18 protein-coding genes are annotated in these 16,977 nt (G+C 71.6%); 13 read left to right on the top strand and 5 right to left on the bottom strand.

Going from position 1 to position 16,977, the window contains the following annotated elements:
- Entirely contained in the window at positions 1-792 is a 792-nt protein-coding gene (locus tag ACQPZX_RS26820) for a class I SAM-dependent methyltransferase (protein ID WP_433360489.1), read from the top strand.
- Here ACQPZX_RS26820 and ACQPZX_RS26815 read toward each other — a convergent pair.
- Both ACQPZX_RS26815 and ACQPZX_RS26810 read right to left on the bottom strand, forming a co-directional pair.
- A complete protein-coding gene (locus ACQPZX_RS26815) occupies positions 755-1,951 on the bottom strand; it encodes a hypothetical protein (protein WP_433360486.1) in 1,197 nt (398 codons plus the stop codon). The genes ACQPZX_RS26820 and ACQPZX_RS26815 overlap by 38 nt on opposite strands.
- Positions 1,952-1,972: 21 nt before the next feature.
- A complete protein-coding gene (locus ACQPZX_RS26810; RefSeq protein WP_433360483.1) occupies positions 1,973-2,521 on the bottom strand; it encodes a TetR/AcrR family transcriptional regulator in 549 nt (182 codons plus the stop codon).
- A gap of 103 nt (positions 2,522-2,624) precedes the next feature.
- Here ACQPZX_RS26810 and ACQPZX_RS26805 point away from each other — a divergent pair, with 103 nt between their 5' ends.
- Together ACQPZX_RS26805 and ACQPZX_RS26800 are read left to right on the top strand one after the other, a co-directional pair.
- Complete coding sequence (locus tag ACQPZX_RS26805; protein WP_433360480.1) at positions 2,625-4,262, top strand: FAD-dependent oxidoreductase; 1,638 nt, start codon at positions 2,625-2,627, stop codon at positions 4,260-4,262.
- 370 nt (positions 4,263-4,632) lie between these two features.
- Positions 4,633-5,643, top strand: a complete 1,011-nt coding sequence (locus ACQPZX_RS26800; RefSeq protein ID WP_433360477.1) for an aldo/keto reductase — start codon at positions 4,633-4,635, stop codon at positions 5,641-5,643.
- Positions 5,644-5,815: 172 nt separating this feature from the next.
- Here the strand turns inward: ACQPZX_RS26800 and ACQPZX_RS26795 are convergent, their stop codons facing one another.
- The gene (locus tag ACQPZX_RS26795; RefSeq protein WP_433360475.1) at positions 5,816-6,265 is read right to left on the bottom strand and encodes an AbfB domain-containing protein; all 450 of its coding nucleotides are present in this window, start codon (positions 6,263-6,265) and stop codon (positions 5,816-5,818) included.
- On the opposite strand from ACQPZX_RS26795, the gene ACQPZX_RS26790 reads away from it, so the two are divergent.
- Positions 6,249-6,476 carry a hypothetical protein gene (locus ACQPZX_RS26790; RefSeq protein WP_433360473.1) on the top strand — a complete coding sequence of 76 codons (228 nt, stop codon included), beginning with the start codon at positions 6,249-6,251 and terminating at the stop codon, positions 6,474-6,476. The two genes, ACQPZX_RS26795 and ACQPZX_RS26790, sit on opposite strands and share 17 nt — an antisense overlap.
- A 392-nt stretch (positions 6,477-6,868) precedes the next feature.
- The gene (locus ACQPZX_RS26785; RefSeq protein WP_433360471.1) at positions 6,869-7,987 is read left to right on the top strand and encodes a hypothetical protein; all 1,119 of its coding nucleotides are present in this window, start codon (positions 6,869-6,871) and stop codon (positions 7,985-7,987) included.
- On the opposite strand, the gene erm is transcribed toward ACQPZX_RS26785, so the two are convergent.
- On the bottom strand, positions 7,956-8,735 hold the full coding sequence (erm, locus tag ACQPZX_RS26780) for a 23S ribosomal RNA methyltransferase Erm (protein WP_433360468.1): 780 nt from the start codon (positions 8,733-8,735) through the stop codon (positions 7,956-7,958). The two genes, ACQPZX_RS26785 and erm, sit on opposite strands and share 32 nt — an antisense overlap.
- A gap of 350 nt (positions 8,736-9,085) precedes the next feature.
- Here erm and ACQPZX_RS26775 point away from each other — a divergent pair, with 350 nt between their 5' ends.
- Genes ACQPZX_RS26775 through ACQPZX_RS26750 form a run of 6 tightly spaced genes read left to right on the top strand, consistent with a single transcriptional unit; the run spans position 9,086 to position 14,550 of the window.
- Entirely contained in the window at positions 9,086-10,012 is a 927-nt protein-coding gene (locus ACQPZX_RS26775) for a DUF5995 family protein (RefSeq protein WP_433360465.1), read from the top strand.
- On the top strand, positions 10,009-10,503 hold the full coding sequence (locus tag ACQPZX_RS26770) for a polyketide cyclase (protein ID WP_433360463.1): 495 nt from the start codon (positions 10,009-10,011) through the stop codon (positions 10,501-10,503). The genes ACQPZX_RS26775 and ACQPZX_RS26770 overlap by 4 nt, the downstream gene beginning before the upstream one ends.
- Positions 10,504-10,558: 55 nt before the next feature.
- Positions 10,559-11,932: a ferredoxin reductase family protein gene (locus ACQPZX_RS26765; RefSeq protein ID WP_433360460.1), complete on the top strand. Its 1,374-nt coding sequence runs from the start codon at positions 10,559-10,561 to the stop codon at positions 11,930-11,932.
- Positions 11,933-11,949: 17 nt separating this feature from the next.
- A complete protein-coding gene (locus ACQPZX_RS26760) occupies positions 11,950-12,357 on the top strand; it encodes an FMN-binding protein (protein ID WP_433360457.1) in 408 nt (135 codons plus the stop codon).
- A gap of 7 nt (positions 12,358-12,364) precedes the next feature.
- Complete coding sequence (locus tag ACQPZX_RS26755; RefSeq protein WP_433360454.1) at positions 12,365-13,051, top strand: response regulator transcription factor; 687 nt, start codon at positions 12,365-12,367, stop codon at positions 13,049-13,051.
- On the top strand, positions 13,048-14,550 hold the full coding sequence (locus tag ACQPZX_RS26750) for a HAMP domain-containing sensor histidine kinase (protein WP_433360451.1): 1,503 nt from the start codon (positions 13,048-13,050) through the stop codon (positions 14,548-14,550). Before ACQPZX_RS26755 ends, ACQPZX_RS26750 begins: the two co-directional genes overlap by 4 nt.
- Positions 14,551-14,562: 12 nt before the next feature.
- Here the strand turns inward: ACQPZX_RS26750 and ACQPZX_RS26745 are convergent, their stop codons facing one another.
- Positions 14,563-15,222: a GntR family transcriptional regulator gene (locus ACQPZX_RS26745; RefSeq protein WP_433360448.1), complete on the bottom strand. Its 660-nt coding sequence runs from the start codon at positions 15,220-15,222 to the stop codon at positions 14,563-14,565.
- Positions 15,223-15,558: 336 nt separating this feature from the next.
- Here ACQPZX_RS26745 and ACQPZX_RS26740 point away from each other — a divergent pair, with 336 nt between their 5' ends.
- Entirely contained in the window at positions 15,559-16,158 is a 600-nt protein-coding gene (locus tag ACQPZX_RS26740) for a GNAT family N-acetyltransferase (protein ID WP_433360445.1), read from the top strand.
- Entirely contained in the window at positions 16,155-16,784 is a 630-nt protein-coding gene (locus ACQPZX_RS26735) for a 4'-phosphopantetheinyl transferase family protein (RefSeq protein ID WP_433360442.1), read from the top strand. Before ACQPZX_RS26740 ends, ACQPZX_RS26735 begins: the two co-directional genes overlap by 4 nt.
- Positions 16,785-16,977: the final 193 nt, after the last annotated feature.

The following is a 16,977-nucleotide window of genomic DNA, read 5'->3' as shown; positions in this document are numbered from 1 at the left end:
GTGGAACGATCTCAACTCGGGCTCGTGTTCAACGAGGTCCCCGAGCTCTACGACCGGGTCCGGCCCGGATATCCCGACGATCTGTTCACCGATCTGGCCGGCCTGAGCGGCATCGGCCCCGGCTCGCCGGTGCTCGAGGTGGGCGCCGGCACCGGCCAGGCGACGCGCTCGCTGGCGGCGCTCGGCTGCGAGGTGACCGCACTCGAGCCCGGGCCCGAGATGGCGGCGCTCGCCCGTGACCGCCTCGCCGCGCTCGGCAGCGTCCACATCGAACAGTCGTCCTTCGAGGCTTGGGACGACCATGGCGTACGGTTCGACGCGATCGTCGCCGCCTCGTCGTGGCACTGGGTCGACCCCGCAGTCGGGTGGCTGCGCGCGCACGAGCTGCTGCTCCCGGGAGGCTGGCTGGCGCTGCTCGGGCACATGGTGGTGCGCCGCGCCGACGAGCCGGAGATGTACGCCGAGACCGCCGACCTGCACGAGAAATTTTCGCCCGGCAACCCCGGCTGGGGTCACCCGCCCCTGGAGGAGGAGGCACGTGCCATCGAGCAGGTCTGGGACGCAAGTTTCTTCGAAGAGCCCGTCGTCCACTGGTATCCGACCGTCCAGTGGTTCGACGGCCGGGGTTTCGCCGACCATCTGAGCTCGACGTCGCTGTACCGCAAGCTCGACCCTTCGGTTCGCGAGCCGCTGCTGGACGCGATCGCTGAGCGCATCCGCACCCGCATGGGCGACCGGGCCGCCCGCCGCTACCTCACGGTGCTGCGGGCCGGGCGGCGCCGGGAGAGGTAGCGGCCAGGATCTCGGCGAAGACCGGCGGCAGCAGGTCTTCGCCGGACGCGTCCTGCGCGTTGTGGGCCCGGCGGAGCGCGTCGATCGTCCGGTCGGCCTCGGCGTGGTTGCCCAGCATGGATTCGGCGACGGCGCGCAGGATCAGGGCCCACGCGACGTCCGTCCCGGCCGACGGCGCCACCTCCGCCAGCGCGCTGCGGGCCTCGGCCGGGCGGTCTTCGAGGAGGTCGCCGATGGCCCCGACGAGCCGCCGCTGCAGGGTGACGGGGCGGGTCGAGATGGCCCGCCGCACCTGGGCGACCCGGGCCAGGGCCGCCGGATCGGGGGTCGTGCCGCCGGCCGTGACGCGGTGCAGCTCGCCCAGCCCGGGGATGAGCGCGAGCATCGGGGCGATGCCGTCGAGCATCGCGGGCGTGGCGCCGGGACCGAGGACGTGGACGCGCAGGAACTCGTAGTCGGCGGCCGCGGCCTGCCCGATCGTGAAATTGTCCACTGTGGGCGGCGGGTCGCCGGCGGTCAGGCCGAGCGTGCGCCGCAGCCGGAGGTAGACGCCGGCCACGCGGTAGGACACGTTCGGGGCGGCTTCGATGAAGGCGTCGAGGTCCGCGTCGCCGATGGTCTCGTCCTTGACGCCGGCGGTCCTTTCGTCCGGCTTGGTCGTGGGCTGGGCGATCCAGCGCCAGATCTGGGCGCCGTCGCTGTGCAGGCCGGATCTGTCGCGGTGGGGCAGCAGGTTGCCGATGCCCATCACGATGCTGAGGAACGCGACGGTCAGCGCGCAGCTCCGAGTCAGGTCGGAGATGTCGTCCCGCACGGCGTAGCGGTAGAGGCCGTACGCCAGGGCGATGTTCACCAACGGGCCGGCGAGGTGCAGGAGCACGAACCGCAACCGCGGAGCGCGCGCGGCCGGCGGAAGGCTGACCCGTACGAAAGAGGCGTCGGGGAACCGGATCCGGACGCCGGCCACCGGCATCCGCAGCAGGAGCGCGGCGAGGAGGTGGCCGCCCTCGTGCGCGACGATAAGCGGCACGATGCACAGCACCGCGGTGAGGACCGGGAGCGCCCAGCCCTGCCAGCCGTTGTCGATGTCGGCGAGCCCGAGCGGGGCCAGCAGGCCGTAGAAGGCGATGGCGATCAGCCACGGGGCTATGCGGCGCACCGCGCGAGCTTAATGCTTTCGTCAACCCCGGAGAATGCGTCGCGCCGCGGCCAGCAGGTGGTCGCGGAAGTCCTCGTCGTCGAGGCCGGCCACCGCCGGGTCGGCGCCCGCCATGATCAGCCCGCCGCTCAGCACCGCCATGCGCACCCGGCTGCCGGGGTCGGGCGCGGTGCCGCCGAGCAGCCGCCGGATCCGTTGCAGCGACCGCAGCGCGTGATGCGAGCGCACCAGGCGCACCACCACCGGGTCGAAGCTCAGCGTCGATGACACCCGCCGGTACTCCACCACCAGGTCGACGACGCCGGCCAGCACCGTGTCGCGCCGGGCCGTGTGGCCGCGCTGCGCCTCGGCGTGCTCGGCGATCGGCTCGAGCCGCTCCAGCGCCGGGTCGATGACGGCGAGCACGATCTCGTCCTTGGTCGGGAACTGGTGGTAGACGGCCGCCTTCGTCACGCCGAGCCGGTCGGCGATCATCTGCAGCGACGTGCCGCTCACCCCGTGCTCGGCGAACAGGTCGAGCGCCGCCGCGAGGAGTCGCTCGCGCGCCGTGCCGGGCCGGTTCTCGTGCATTCCGGGATGTTATCGGGTCTTGCCGGTACCTAGCCGCTCGGCTATCTTCCTTGCACCGCTGGGGGTAGCCGATCGGCTACCTTGCTCGGCTAGGAGGCGTTTCGTGGACCGTGAAGTCGACGTTCTGGTGGCCGGCTCGGGCGCGGCGGGTCTTTCCGCCGCGATCGTCGCCGCCCACGCCGGGTTGCGCGTGCTCGTCGTGGAAAGCACCGCGAAATGGGGCGGCACGACCGCGCTCAGCGGCGGGGGGCTGTGGATGCCGACGAACCCGCTGATCAGGGGCGAGGACTCGGTCGAGAAGGCGCTGACCTACATGGAGGCGGCGATCGGCGAGGCCGGGCCGGCAAGCTCACCGCAACGGCGCCGGGCTTTCGTGGAAACTATCCCCGAGGTGTACGCGTTCCTCGAGCGGCTCGGCGTGCGCTGGATCCCGGCGAAGGACTACCCCGACTACTACCCGGACCGGCCCGGCGGCATGATCGGGCGCGGCATCGAGGTGCGTGCCTTCGACACGCGCAAGCTCGGCGACTGGTTCGCCACCTTCCGCGGGCGCGAAAGCATCCCGGCGCCGTTGCGCACCGACGACGTCTGGCTGCTGGCCCGGGCCTGGTCGACGCCGTCCGGCTTCGTGCGCGGGGCACGCTTCGTCTTCCGTACGATCGGGGGGCTGGTCACCGGGAAGCGGCTCTACGGCATCGGCGGCGCCCTGTCGGCGAATTTGATGGACGTGGCGCTGCGCGCCGGGGTCGAGGTGTTGCTGTCCACGCCGCTGACCGGCCTGATCCGCGACGACTCGGGCACGGTCGTGGGGGCGACGGTTGGCGACGGCACGAAAGTTCGCGCGCTCGGCGGCGTGATCCTGGGCGCCGGCGGTTTCGCGCGCAACAGCGAATGGCGCTCCTCGCACCAGGGCGTTCCCGGCTACACGTCGGCGGCGGAAGGTGACCTCGGCGAGCCGATCCGCATCGCGCGCGACGAGGCGGGCGCGCAACTTTCCCTGATGGACGACGCGTGGTGGGGCGCGTCGGTGCCGCTCGCCGACGGGAGCAACCAGTTCGTGCTCTCCGAGCGGTCCATGCCGTTCGGCATCGTGGTCGACTCGTCCGGCGAGCGCTACGTCAACGAGTCGGTCAGCTACATCGACTTCGGCCACGCCATGCTCGAGCGCGACAAGACGGTCCCCGCGATCCCGAGCTGGCTCATCCTCGACGTCCGCCACCGGCGGCGCTACCTGTTCAACGCTTTCCTGCAGGGCACGAAGAAGTTGCGCGAATCCGGCATCGTCCGCTCCGCCGAGACGCTCGACGACCTCGCCGTCCAGTTGGGCATGGAGCCGGCCAAGCTCCGCGCCACGGTCTCGAGATTCAACGGCTTCTCCCGTACGGGTGTGGACGAGGACTTCGGCCGGGGGCGCACCGCGTACGACAACTACTACGGCGACCCCCGGGTGAAGCCGAACCCCAACCTGGGCCCGCTCGAGAAGGGACCGTTCACCGCGGTGCAGCTGGTGCCCGGCGACCTGGGCACCAAGGGCGGCTTGCTCACCGACGAGGACGGCCGGGTGCTCGACACTTCGGGCTCGGTCGTCCCGGGCCTGTACGCGGCCGGCAACACCACCGCGTCGGTGATGGGCCGCACGTACCCCGGGCCGGGCGCGACAATCGCGCCGGCGGTGGTCTTCGGCTACCGAGCCGGCCGCCACGCGGCCGAGCGGGTGAAGGCGACCGCGACCGCCTCCTGAACCCGACGAGGCCGGCCGCGGGTGGTTGCCTCCGGGCGCTGCCTCGCCCGGTCCGCGCGGCCTCGCCCGGTCCGCGCGGCCCCGCCCGGCCGTGGCTGAGCTGGAGGGCGGCAGCCATGATCCGTTGGCGGTCGCCGTGATGCCGCCGATCCGCCTCGCCGGCGGTCTGCCTGCCGCGTTCCCGGGGCATGGGCGGCGGCGTGGTCGCGACCTTGATGAGTTGGCGTGCGGAGCGGGCGCGTAGTCACCACAGCTTGGTGGGTGGGCGGAGCGCGGCGGCGAGCTTGATGAGTTGGCGTGCGGGGCGGGCGGGAAGTCTTCACAGCTTGGCGTTGACCTGGAGCGCGCTCCAGCAATTAGCGTCGGATTCATGCAGACGATCGAACTCGGCCGCACCGGCCAGCAGGTCAGCCAGCTCGCGCTCGGCGCGATGCAGATGGGAAACGCCACAAGCGAAGCCGACTCCGTCCGGATCCTCGACCGGTATCTCGAGGTGGGCGGGTCGTTCGTCGACACCGCCGACTGCTACGAGTGGTGGGCCCGCCGGGGCAGCCGCGGCGGGGAGAGCGAAGAGCTCCTCGGGCGCTGGATGCGTGACGGCAACAAGCGCGACCGGGTCTTCCTGGCCACCAAGGCCAGCGCCGTGCCGGCGTACTCGCCCGAGCTGTGGGCCGAGGACGGCACGGCGAACTGGGAGCTCGCCCGGCGCACGTTCGCGGGGGCCGGCGCCAAGACGCTGCGGGACGCGCTCGACGGCAGCCTGCGGCGGCTCGGCACCGATCACGTCGACCTCTACTACATCCATGTGGACGACCGGGCCACGCCGCTGGAGGAAACCCTCGAGGCGCTGGCCGGGATGGTCTCGTCGGGGAAGGTGCGCTACCTCGGCTGGTCCAACGTGCGGACCTGGCGGCTCGAGCGGATCCGCGGGCTGTGCGAGCGCAACGGGTGGCCGCTGCCGGTCGCGGTGCAGCAGCAGCACAGCTACCTGCGGCCGAAGGCGGGCTTCGCATCGGCGTCCATCGTGGACGTGGAGCAGCTGGACTACCTGCGCGAGAACGACGACCAGACGCGGGTGGCGTACTCGCCGATCCTGAAGGGCGTCTACGACAGCGCGCAGAAGCGTGACAGCCACTGGGCGATGGAGAGCTACACCGGCCCGGACGCGGACGCCCGGCTCGCCGCGGTGTCCGAGGTGGCCGCCGAGGTGGGTGTGACGCCGAACCAGCTGGTGCTCGCCTGGCTGATGCACCAGACGGCGCCGCGGGTGCTGCCGCTGATCGGGCCGCGCACGCCGCAGCAGTTCGAGGACGCGCTGCCCGCCCTCGACGTGAAGCTCAGCGACGACCAGCTCACCCGGCTCGACGAGGCCGGCGCCTGAAACAGCCGGCCCGCACGGCCAGGTCGACCGCATCGAGACGCGGCGTCGGCGTCGGCGTCGGGGCGACATGTTGACGGCGTCAGGTTGACATGTTGATTCCGTCAACATTGACGAGTCAATGCAGTCCACTCAATGCAGTCAACATGTGCGCGTCAACGTCGTCGAGCTGGGGTCAGAGGGGCGAGCGCACCACGAAGGCGGTCGGGTCGTTCTCGTCGAGGCCGACCACGCCGTCGTCGTGAAGGGACAGGGCGCGGTTCGGATAATTGATCGATTCCAGAATGAAGGCGGAGCCGTCGCTCGTCGGGGACGTGCAGAAGGTGGCGTCGCGCTCGAACAATTCCGAACCGCCCCGGCGGTCCCAGCGGCCGGGCTGCTCGAGCCGCAGGATGAAGTTGCGGTGACGCAGGAAATAGCCCGGATAGTTAACCGATTCCAGGGAAACGCAGCCGTCGCGGCCGAGGCCTTTTCGGACCACGAATCGGGAATCGGCGCGTTCCAGAGCGGAGCTGCCCGATCCGATTCGGTCGATCCGGCCGACGAAGTCGCGATGCCGCAAGCGGAGCTCGGCGCGGCCCGCCGGCGACAGGCCGACGGTCGCGCCGATGTCGAGGTCGACCACCGGGGCCGGGCTGACCGTGCGGCTCGTCCCGGTGGGCGCGGGCCGGTGCGTGGTCACCGGCACGGTCGGCCGCGTCGTGGCCGGCGTCGACGTAAAACTGCTGGTCGGGGCCGGTAGCAGCGAGACCGCCGGGGACGGCTCCCAGTCGAACGGCGACGGCTCGATGATGGTCTGCGCCACGGGGGCGGGACCGTCGTCACCGGACGGATAGATCAGTACCAGGATGCCGGCGACCCCGACGGTGATGATCACCGCGGAGGCCACCAATATCCGGCGCGCCCTCGCGGCCTGCGCGGCGGCCGGCCCGGGTGGCAAAGCCCGGTATGCCGGCCCGGGCGGCAAAGCCCGGCTCGGGTAAGGCGGCCAGCCTTTCCGATCATCGTCGTGGGGCATGTAACATCCGCTCCTGCGGCCGGCGGCCTAAGACACTCTTAAACTCTCGAAAAGGCATTCTTGCGGCGAAGGCCGTGAATCGCAAGAGTGAGATTTAAGCCCATCTTTGGCCGCCTTCGCGATCCGCCGCCGCGGAAATCGAACCTTCGGGCGGGTGCGCTGCGTATTGCCAGTCGAAGCCATACGTAGCCGCACCGAGGGGACTTTCGCGTGGACGGCTCTCACGACACCAACCCGGCCGCCTCCCCATCGGCCACCACGACCGGCCCGACGGGGGAGTGGCCCCGCATCGCCGACTACTGGCCCGACGCTCCACATCGGATGGGCCCCCAAGCCGACTACTACCCCGGCGACGGCCCGGCCGAGGCGACCGCCCCCGAGCCGCACGGAAACGCGCCGTACGCGAACGAGCCGTACACGACGGAAACGCAACCCTCGCGCCTGATCAGCCCACCGCCCCCGCCGGCCCGCAAGGGCCTGCGGTTCCTGCTCGGCGTCCTCGCCGTCACCGTCTTCCTGGGCGGCAGCGTGATCGTTCTCGGCCGGATGGTGCTGCGCAACGACGAGACCTCGGTCGCGGTGAACACCCCGCCCGCCGCCGGGACCACGCCACCCGCCACCGCCGGGACCAACCCGCCCGTCTCGGTCGAGCCGCAGGCGCCGCCGACGGCGAGCGCCGAGCCGAGTTCGCCGGCCACGACGAAACCCGCCACCGCCGCGGCCGATCCGCCGTTCAGCTCCGGGACGTTCGAGCTGGGCAGCGACGTCGCCGTGCTCAACGTGAGCGTCGCCGCGATCGGCGCGGACCCCGTGCGGGTCTCCGCCCCGGACGGCAGCGGGATCAAGCCGGAGCTCGATCGCGACGGCAGCACCGTGCGGCTGACCGCGACCGTCGCCGAGGGCAGCGAGGGCACCGAACCGATCACCGTACGGCTCAACAGCAAGATCACCTGGTCGGTGAGGATGACCGGTGGCGTTCGGAACGCGAAATTTTCCCTCGCGAACGGGTGGGTCCGGCGGATCGACCTGAACGGCGGCGCGGCGCGCATCGACATGTCGCTGCCCACGTCCGGCGAGACCCTGCCGATCCGGATGACCGGCGGCGTGAACACGTGGAACATCACCACCGCGAAGGAGGTCCCGGTCAAGGTGCTGCTGCGCGACGGCGGCGGCCAGGTCACCCTCAACGGCGACCGGACCCGGGGAATCGATCGCGACACGCGGTTGCGCGCGGACGGCGCCGACGACGTCGAATCGGGCGGGCTCGACATCGACGCGGTCGCCGGGCTGGGCACCCTCATCGTGGCCCCAGCAGGCGGAACAGGGTGAGCCACTGCTCCGGCCAGACCTCGCCGACCGGGGTGTCGAAGCCGATACGGGCCGCCCGCACGACCCCGGCCGCGCGACGGTTTCCGTAGCGCCGCGCGACAGTTGCGTAAAGAGAGCCGCCAGCGCCCGAGAAACCTTCCTCGACCAGCCGCTCCCAGGCCGGCAGGTGGCGCGGGCCGACCAGCGGGACCGGGCGGCGTTCGAGCTGGAGGATCCCGCCGTCCACACGCGGCACCGGCCGGAAAGCGTCGCGCGGCACCCGGCCGGCCAGCCGCCACGAGAATTCCGGCCAGGTAAGCACGGTCAGCTTGCTCCAGCGGCCGTAGTCGCCGGTGCGCTTGCGCGCGTACTCCCACTGGGTCAGCAGGGTGGCGTGGTGCAACGCCGGCGCGTCCAGGCACCAGCGCACGACGGCCGCGGTCAGCGCGTAGGGAATGTTCCCCACGACGGCGAAACTTTCCGCCGGCGGCCGCGCCGCCAGAAAATCCTCGGTGCGAACGCTGAGGCGGGAATGTCTCGGCAGGCGGCCGGCCATCTCCGGGTCGATCTCGTACGCGACGACGCGCGCCGGCAACGCGAGAAGTTCCCGGGTGATGCGGCCGCGGCCGGCGCCCACCTCGTACACGACAAGGTCTTGATCTTGAACGGCGAGTGATGCCAGGCGCCGGGCCCAGGCCGGGTCGGCGAGAAAGTTTTGTCCCAGGGTGCGACGGGCGCGGGAATGCTCGCGCCGGGTGGGTGCTGCCATGGCCTCGGAAGTCCCGTCTGCCGCGACGAAGGCGGCGAACGTGGACAGGCCTCAATGAGGGCCCGTCCGAATCTCAAGTGGACTCGTCTGGCCCTGGCGGGGAAGCAAAGCGGCTTTACGCCAGGGCGAGGCCCTGCGCGCGCAAGCGAATCGAGTGCAGCGGTCCCCGCGAGGGCGCGAAGACCAGGTAAGTCACCGACATGCGGGCTACCGTATCCGTCGTTTTCGCGGCCGTCAGCCGAATTTTCGTGCGTAACTACCCCGTCACGCTCCGGAATGTGGCGGATCTCGCCGGACAGGTACACGACAGGGTGCTGGTGGCGGGGCCCCGGGGTGAGCAGGCTATTGGCATGACGACAACGTTCGACCGGGAGCGCGTGCGCGGCAGCGCCGAGACGCTCAAGGAGAAGCGTCTCGAGCTCTCGGCGCTCGAGATCCCGCCGGGCCGCGGGTGGGATCCCTTGCGCGACCGGATGGCCGAGGTGCTGTCCACCCAGCCCGGCAGCATCGCCGCCGTGATCGCCAAACTGGACACCGTGCAGGTCATCATGGACGAGCTGCCGCCGAGCCCGACGAAGAACCGGGTTTCCGCGTTCAACTCGCTCTACAACCGGATCACCCGCCGGGTGGACACCGCGCTCGTCACCGGCGTCAACCAGCCGGAGTTCCTCGAGCTGCTCGACGTGCAGTTCGCGAAGCGCTATTTCTCGGCGCTGAGCCTGTGGAACGACGACAACGCGGACACCCCCGACGTCTGGGAAGTCCTCTTCAAGCGCGGCCACGACCTGAAGATGAGCCGCCTGACCGCCGCGATGCTCGGCGTCAACGCGCACATCAACCACGATCTTTCGCTGGCGCTCATCGGCACCTGGAACGAAACCGGCGCGCCGGTCGACGACGAGATCCACCCCGACTACCTGCTGGTCAACCAGATCTTCTACGAGGAGATCCCGCCGCTGCGCCGCGGCTTCTCGACCCGCTGGCAGATGGAGATCGACGAGTTCGTCGGCCCGCTCGACGACTGGAGCCAGCGGATGCTGGTCACGGTCACCCGCGCGCACGCCTGGGATCAGGGTCGCCGCCTGTGGGACCTGCGCAACGACGCGGAGGATTTCGAGGAGGCCCGCCAGGCGATGGACCGGGCGGCGTCGCTGGTGGCCGAGTTCGCCATCGTCGGCGACCGGCTGCTCACCACGGCCGGCTGGGGCATCACCGGCACGTGGCACGCCCTGCGCCGCGTCTTCGGCCGGCGGAAGCGGCCTACGATCAACGCGTGATCGGCGACCGGTGGGGCGTCAGAGACAGCGAGATTTCGCGCCAATACGCGTGCGACAGTTTCGTGGAATCGCCGTCGCTGGTGGCGTGGCGCGGCGTGCACGTCGACGCGCCACCGCCGGTCGTCTGGCCGTGGGTGGCGCAGGTCCGGCTGGCGCCGTACTCGTACGACTGGATCGACAACCTCGGCCGCCGCTCCCCGCGTGAGCCGGCCGGCCTGCCCGAGCCGGTGGTGGGCGAGCCCTTCACCACCGTGGGCGGCCGCCGGCGCGGCCGGATCGTCGCGGTCGACCCCGGCGAGCAGCTGACGGCCACCATCATGGGCGCCTACCTGTCGTACGCGCTGGTGCCCGAGGGCAGCGCCGCGACCCGCCTGATCCTCAAGGTGGTGATGCGGACCAACCGCGTCGCCGCGTTCTGCCTCAACCTGGGCGACCTGGTGATGGCCCGGCGGCAGCTCCTCAACTTCAAGCGCCTCGCCGAAGCTTCTTAGACAACTCTTAGCCAGCACTGCGGCGGCCTTAACCGGCGCGACCGATCGTGGGAGGGTGACCACGACCGCGGCGCCGCCCCATCTCTCTGCGCACACCCCTCGGGCGACGCCGCGGTGGTGGTCCGGCCTCGGCGGCCTGGCGGCCGGCACATCGCTGCTGGTGGTGACGGCCTTGTGGGTCGGTGACGGCGGGGTGCGTGATCTTTCCGGCGACTTCCTGACGAGTACGGGACGGCTCAGCGGACTCTGGGCGGCGGACCTGCTGCTGCTCCAAGTGCTGCTGATGGCCCGCATCCCGGTGGTCGAGCGGGCCTTCGGCCAGGACAAGCTGGCCCGCTGGCACCGCTGGGTGGGGTTCACCTCGTTCTGGCTGATGGTCGCCCACATCGTGCTCATCACCTTCGGCTACGGAAATTTCCTGCCGACTTTCTGGGACTTCACCGTCAACTATCCGGGAATGTTGCTCGCGATCGCCGGGACGGCGCTGATCCTCGCGGTGGTGGCGACCTCGTTGCGCGCCGCGCGGCGAAAGTTGCGCTACGAGTCGTGGCATCTGCTGCACCTGTACGCCTACCTCGGCGTGGGCCTGGCACTGCCGCACCAGCTGTGGACCGGCGCCGACTTTCTGTCCTCCCCGGTCGCCACCGCCTACTGGTGGACCCTGTACGCGGTATCGGCGGGTGCGGTCATCGCGTACCGGATAGGAATGCCGGCCTGGCGCACCTGGCGTCACCACCTGGTGGTCTCGCGCGTGGTCCCGGAGGGACCCGGGCTCACCTCGGTCTTCCTCGACGGGCGCCACCTCGACCGGCTGCCGGTGCGGGCCGGGCAGTTCTTCCAATGGCGCTTCCTGAACGGCCCGGGATGGACGCGGGCGCATCCTTATTCGCTGTCGGCGACGCCGCACGGGCGCGGGCTGCGCATCACGGTGAAGGACCTCGGCGACGGCAGCAGCCGCGCCGCCGGGCTGAAGCCCGGCACTCGCGCGATCATCGAGGGTCCCTACGGGCGGCTGACCGGAGACACGTACGGCGGGGGAGCGGTCACCCTGCTCGCGTGCGGGATCGGGGTGACACCGCTGCTGGCGCTGCTCGGGGAACTGCCCTACCCGCCCGGCTCGGCGACGCTGGTCTACCGGGCCCGCAACGATGCCGAGATCGCATTTCGCGGGGAGCTGGAATGGTTCGCGCGGCACCGCGGGGTGCGAGTGGTCTACCTGCTCGGGCCACGCGCGTCCCGGCCGTCGTGGCTGCCGGCGCAACATTCCCAGTACCGGGATGCGGACGCACTGCGGCTGATGGCGCCGGAGGTGGCGCGCTCGGACGTGTACGTCTGCGGTCCCGATGAATGGACGGCGGCGGCCCGGGCCGCGGCTCTCGAGGCCGGGGTGCCCGCCGAGCGGGTGCACACCGAGCAGTTCTCCTGGTGAAACCGGAAAGGAAATCGATGCGACGGATAACGCTGTGGCTGTTCTCGACGGTCGCCGCGATGGTCCTGCTGTTCAGCTATCGCACAAGCACAGGCGGGGCGACGCCGGCCGCGCCGCAAGCGCAAGCGCAAGAAGGCGCCGGCGCCGGGAAGACCTATGCCGGGTCGACCGCGCAGACCCGCTGGGGTCCCGTCCAGGTCACCATCACCGTCGACGGCGGCAAGATCACCGGCGTCGCCGTCCCGACCTATCCGAACGAGAACCGGCGAGACCAGGAGATCAACGCCCGGGCGCTGCCCACCCTGCGCCAGGAGACCCTCGACAAGCAGAGCGCCGACATCGACGCGGTCTCCGGAGCTACCGTCACCAGCGACGGCTACAAGGAGTCGCTGCAAGCGGCGCTGGACGCCGCGCACCTGAACTGAGGAGACCATGCGGATCTTGGTGGTGGAGGACGACGTCGCGGTCCGCGACTCCCTCGCGCGCACCCTCCGCTTCGAAGGACACCAGGTCGACACCGCCGCCGACGGCGCGGAGGCGCTCGACGCCGTGCGCGGCGCCGAGCCGGACGCCATGATCCTCGACGTCATGATGCCCCGCCTCGACGGCCTGCAGACCTGCCGCCGCCTGCGCGCCGAGGGCGTGGTCCTGCCCGTGCTCATGCTCACCGCCCGCGACAGCGTCGGCGACCGGGTCGCGGGCCTCGACGCCGGCGCCGACGACTACCTGGTCAAGCCGTTCGCATTGCAGGAGCTCCTGGCCCGGCTGCGGGCGCTGCTGCGGCGCTCGGCCATCACCACGGTCGCGGCGGGCGACTGGCTGACCTTCGCCGACGTACGCCTCAACCCGACCACCCGCGAGGTGTGGCGCGCCGACCGTCCCCTCCGCCTGACCCGCACCGAGTTCGCGATCCTCGAGGCGTTCCTGCGCCACCCCCGGCAGGTGCTGAGCCGGGCCGCGCTGTTCGAGCAGGTGTGGGGCTACGACTTCGGCGAGCAGTCCAACAGCATCCACGTGTACCTGGGGTATCTGCGGCGCAAGCTGGAGGCCGAAGGCGAGCCGCGGCTGCTGCACACGATCCGCGGGGTGGGTTTCGTGCTGCGCGAGGAGCCGCTGTGACCGGCGCCGAGTCGCCGCCGCCCGGCCGCGCGCGGAGCCGGTGGCATGCCGGCCGCTCCGGCTGGTGGCGCCGGCGGTCGCTGCATGCCCGGCTCTCGCTGCTGGTGGCCGGGGCCGTGGCCGTCGCGCTGGTCGCGTTCGCGGCGGTGGCCTTCATCGCGGCCCGGGAGATCCAGAAGCACCGCATCGCCGAGCAGCTCAGCGCCGACGCCGTGTCGATCGCCCAGGCGCCCGCGCAGTGGGCGGCCGGCCGGAACTACCCGCCCGGCGGCCAGGGCTACCCGGGCGGCAACCACCCCGGGCGCGGCGACCACCGCCGCGAGCTCGGCCCGCGCTGGCAGATCATCAACTCCTCCGGCCAGGTCGTCAGTGCCCCCGACAGCCCGCTGCCGGTGACCGGCACCGCCCGGAAGGTCGCGGCCGGCGCGGACCACCGCCGCCCGGCGCAGGCGCTGGAACAGGTGACGATCGGCGACGACAGCTACCAGATGCTGACCACCCCGATCGCCGGCGGCGGCGCCGTCCAGGTCGCCATCAACGAGGACGAATCCCAGCGGACGCTGACGGTCCTCGCCCTGCTCCTGGCCACCGGCTGCGTGATCGGCATCGCCGGCGCGGCCTTCGCCGGCCGGGCGGTGGCGCGGGCCGGGCTGGTCCCCGTCGAGCGGCTGACCGAGGCGGTCGAGGACGTCGCGGCCACCACCGACCTGACCCGGCCCATCGAGGTGACCGGCGACGACGAGATCGCCCGGCTGGGCCGCTCGGTCAACACGATGCTCGCGGCCATCGACACGTCCCGGCGCGCCCAGCGGGCCCTGGTCGAGGACGCCGGTCACGAGCTGCGGACGCCGCTGACGAGCATCCGCACCAATGTGGAGCTGCTGCTCACGGTGGAGCGGCACCCGGATCTCGCGCACCGGCTGCCGACCGAGGAGCGGGCCAAGCTCCTGGAGGACCTCGACGCCCAGGTGCGCGAGCTGGCCACGCTGACGACCGAGCTGGTCGAGCTGGCCCGCGAGGACACGACCCGCGAGGCCCCGGAGCCGGTCGAGCTGGGCGATGTCGTCACGGCCGCGATCAATCGCGTACGGATCAGAGCACCCGGCCTCGTCTTCACCTCCGAACTGTCCCCGATGACGGTGACCGGCCGCCCCGGCGAGCTGGAGCGCATGGTGGTCAACGTCCTGGACAACGCCGCGAAGTGGAGCCCGCCAGGTGGCGAGGTGACCACGACCCTGACCGCCGGCGGCACGCTCACGGTTTCCGACACCGGCCCGGGCATCGCCGCCGAGGACCTGCCGCACGTCTTCGACCGCTTCTACCGCGCGGCGGCGGCCCGCTCGATGCCCGGCTCCGGGCTGGGCCTGGCGATCGTCGCGCTGACCGCGGCCCAGCACGGCGGCACGGTGACCGCCGGCCCGAACACCCCGCACGGCACGACGGTGACCATCACGCTCCCACCGGCATCGTGGACGGCCGAGGACGAGCCGCACGACTGAGCGCGCCGTCGGTCAGGCCGGGCCGCCGAGCTGATCGATCGAGCGGAGCGCCTCGATGACGCTGGCGATGTGCTCGCGCATCGCGGCCTCGGCGACCTTGGCGTCCCCGTCGCGGATCGCCGTGATGATGCGCTCGTGCTGCGGCAGCGACGTCTGCGGCCGGCCCGGCAGCAGCGACAGCACGAACTGGTGTCGCACCAGCTGGCCGCGCAGCATGCCGACGATGCGGTCGGCCGTGCGGTGGCCGGCGATCTCCCGGATCAGCGCGTGCAGGCGCTGGTTGAGGTCGCTGTACCGCCGGTACTCGCCCGCCTCGACGGCCCGGCGCATCAGCAGGCCGATCTCGTCGAGCTCGGAGGCCCGCTCGGCGTCGACCCGCTCGGCGGCGCGCGCCGCGATCAGGCCCTCGACCACCATGCGTACCTCGGTGATCTCGACGGCCTCCTCGAGCGACACCTTGCGCACCTGGGCGCCGCGGTTGCGCTGCGCCTCGACCAGCCCCTCGGACGCCAGGTCTTGCAGCGCCGCGCGCACGTTGAACCGGCTCGCCCCGAACCGGGTCATCAGCTGGGCCTCCACCAGCCGCTCCCCGGGCAGGAACTCGCCCTTGAGAATCGCGTCGCGCAGGGCGTCGCTCACGTGCCGCCGGTCACCGTCGCGCTCTGCCGCCATCGATATTCGTCGTCCCTGTGCTCGCCCTCCGGCGCATGCCCCCGCGCCGGTGCGCGCAAGGATACCGCCCACCTGCGACGACACCAGCCGCAGGCGGACGGCGTGCCGGCGAGCAGCTCAGGGGCCGGTCACCGCCGTTCACGCGGACCGGGCCGCCCGCCCTCGCCGTCGGATCCGGCTCAGCGCCACAGTGGACGATCGGCCTCGGGCGTGGGGCGGCGCTGTCTCCCGTATAGAGTGTCGATTAGCTTAGGCTGACCTAACTTGCGAGCGTGGAGTTCCCGATGTCCTCAGGATGCGAAGTGCCGGCCTGGTCAGGATCACCAAGGCGTCGTGGTGTCCACGCGTGAGGTGACGGCCGGTCTCGCCACGGCCGTGCTCGCGGCGGGGCCACCGCCCGCCCCCATCCTGACGGCGCCCTGGTCGATCCGCCCGCTGTCCGCGGCCGGGGAGGACCCCGAACTGGTCAGCCGGTGGATGAACGAGCCGCACGTCGCCCAGTTCTGGGGGCAGGCCTGGCCGCCCGACCGGTGGGCCGCGACCATCGCGGACCAGCTCTCCGGCGATTGCTCACGGCCGTTTCTGGTCACGCATGAGGACAAGCCCTTCGCGTACGTCGAGGTCTACCGCACCCCGCGGGACGTGGTGGGTCTGCGGTACGACGCCGATCCGTACGATCTCGGCATCCACCTCGCGATCGGCGAGCTCGGCGACACCGGGCGCGGCCTCGGGCGCAAGATGGTGCGGGCGGTCGCTCTCGGTCTCAAGGCGGCCGATCCACGCGTACGGAAAGTGTTTGCCGACCCCGACGAGCGGCACCTGATCGCCCGGCGGATGTTCGACGGCGCCGGTTTCGAGCTGCTCGGCGTGCACGATCTTGGGCACAAGCGCGCCGCGCTAGTCTTCTACGACCTGCGCGACGAGGAGAGCCGGTGATCGGAGAGCTGCTGCCGCCCGGCGTGGCCTGGGCGGAACGGTTCGACGACGACGTGGCGGAGGAGGAGCTCTTCCCCGAGGAGCAGGCGGCGATCGCCCGCGCCGTCCCGAAACGGCGGCGCGAGTTCGCCACCGGCCGCTGGTGCGCCCGCCAAGCCCTGCGCGACCTCGGCCTGCCGCCCACCCCCATCGTCCACGGCGAGCGCGGCGCACCCGGCTGGCCACCGGGCGTCGTCGGCACGATCACGCACTGCCCCGGCTATCGAGGCGCCGCGGTCGCACACGCCGGCGAGTTCCTGACGATCGGAGTCGACGCCGAGATCGACGAGCCCCTCCCGCCCGGCGTGCTCGACGCCATCTCGCTGCCGGCCGAGCACGCCCAGCTCGACCGGCCGGGCCCGTCGTGGGACCGGCTGCTGTTCAGCGCCAAAGAGTCGATCTACAAGGCCTGGTTTCCGGTGGCGCGGCGCTGGCTCGACTTCACCGAGGCCCGGGTGACCCTGCGCGACGACGGTTCGTTCGCGGCCGACGTGCTCGTGGACGGGCCGCTGTGCTCGATCGAGGGCCGATGGATGCGGGCCGGCGGCTTGCTTCTTTCCGCCGTCGTCATCCCGGCCTCGACGTAGTTTCCGCAGCTCGGCCGTCCTCCCTCACCCGGACCCCGATTTCCACAGAAGCGGGTTATCCACAGGCTCCCCGCCCGCCCCGCACGATCACCCCTAGTCCTACACGACAATGACCAGCGGGGGAGCCCCCGGTGGAGGGCGGGCTTTTGTGTTGGTTCGTTGCGTTTTGGTGGCTGTGCTGCTGCGGGTGCCG

This window comes from Actinoplanes sp. CA-142083, from assembly GCF_050942195.1.
Taxonomy (GTDB): domain Bacteria; phylum Actinomycetota; class Actinomycetes; order Mycobacteriales; family Micromonosporaceae; genus Actinoplanes.
The sequence above is the reverse complement of the archived record's forward strand: the minus strand, read 5'-3'. Positions and strand labels throughout refer to the sequence as shown.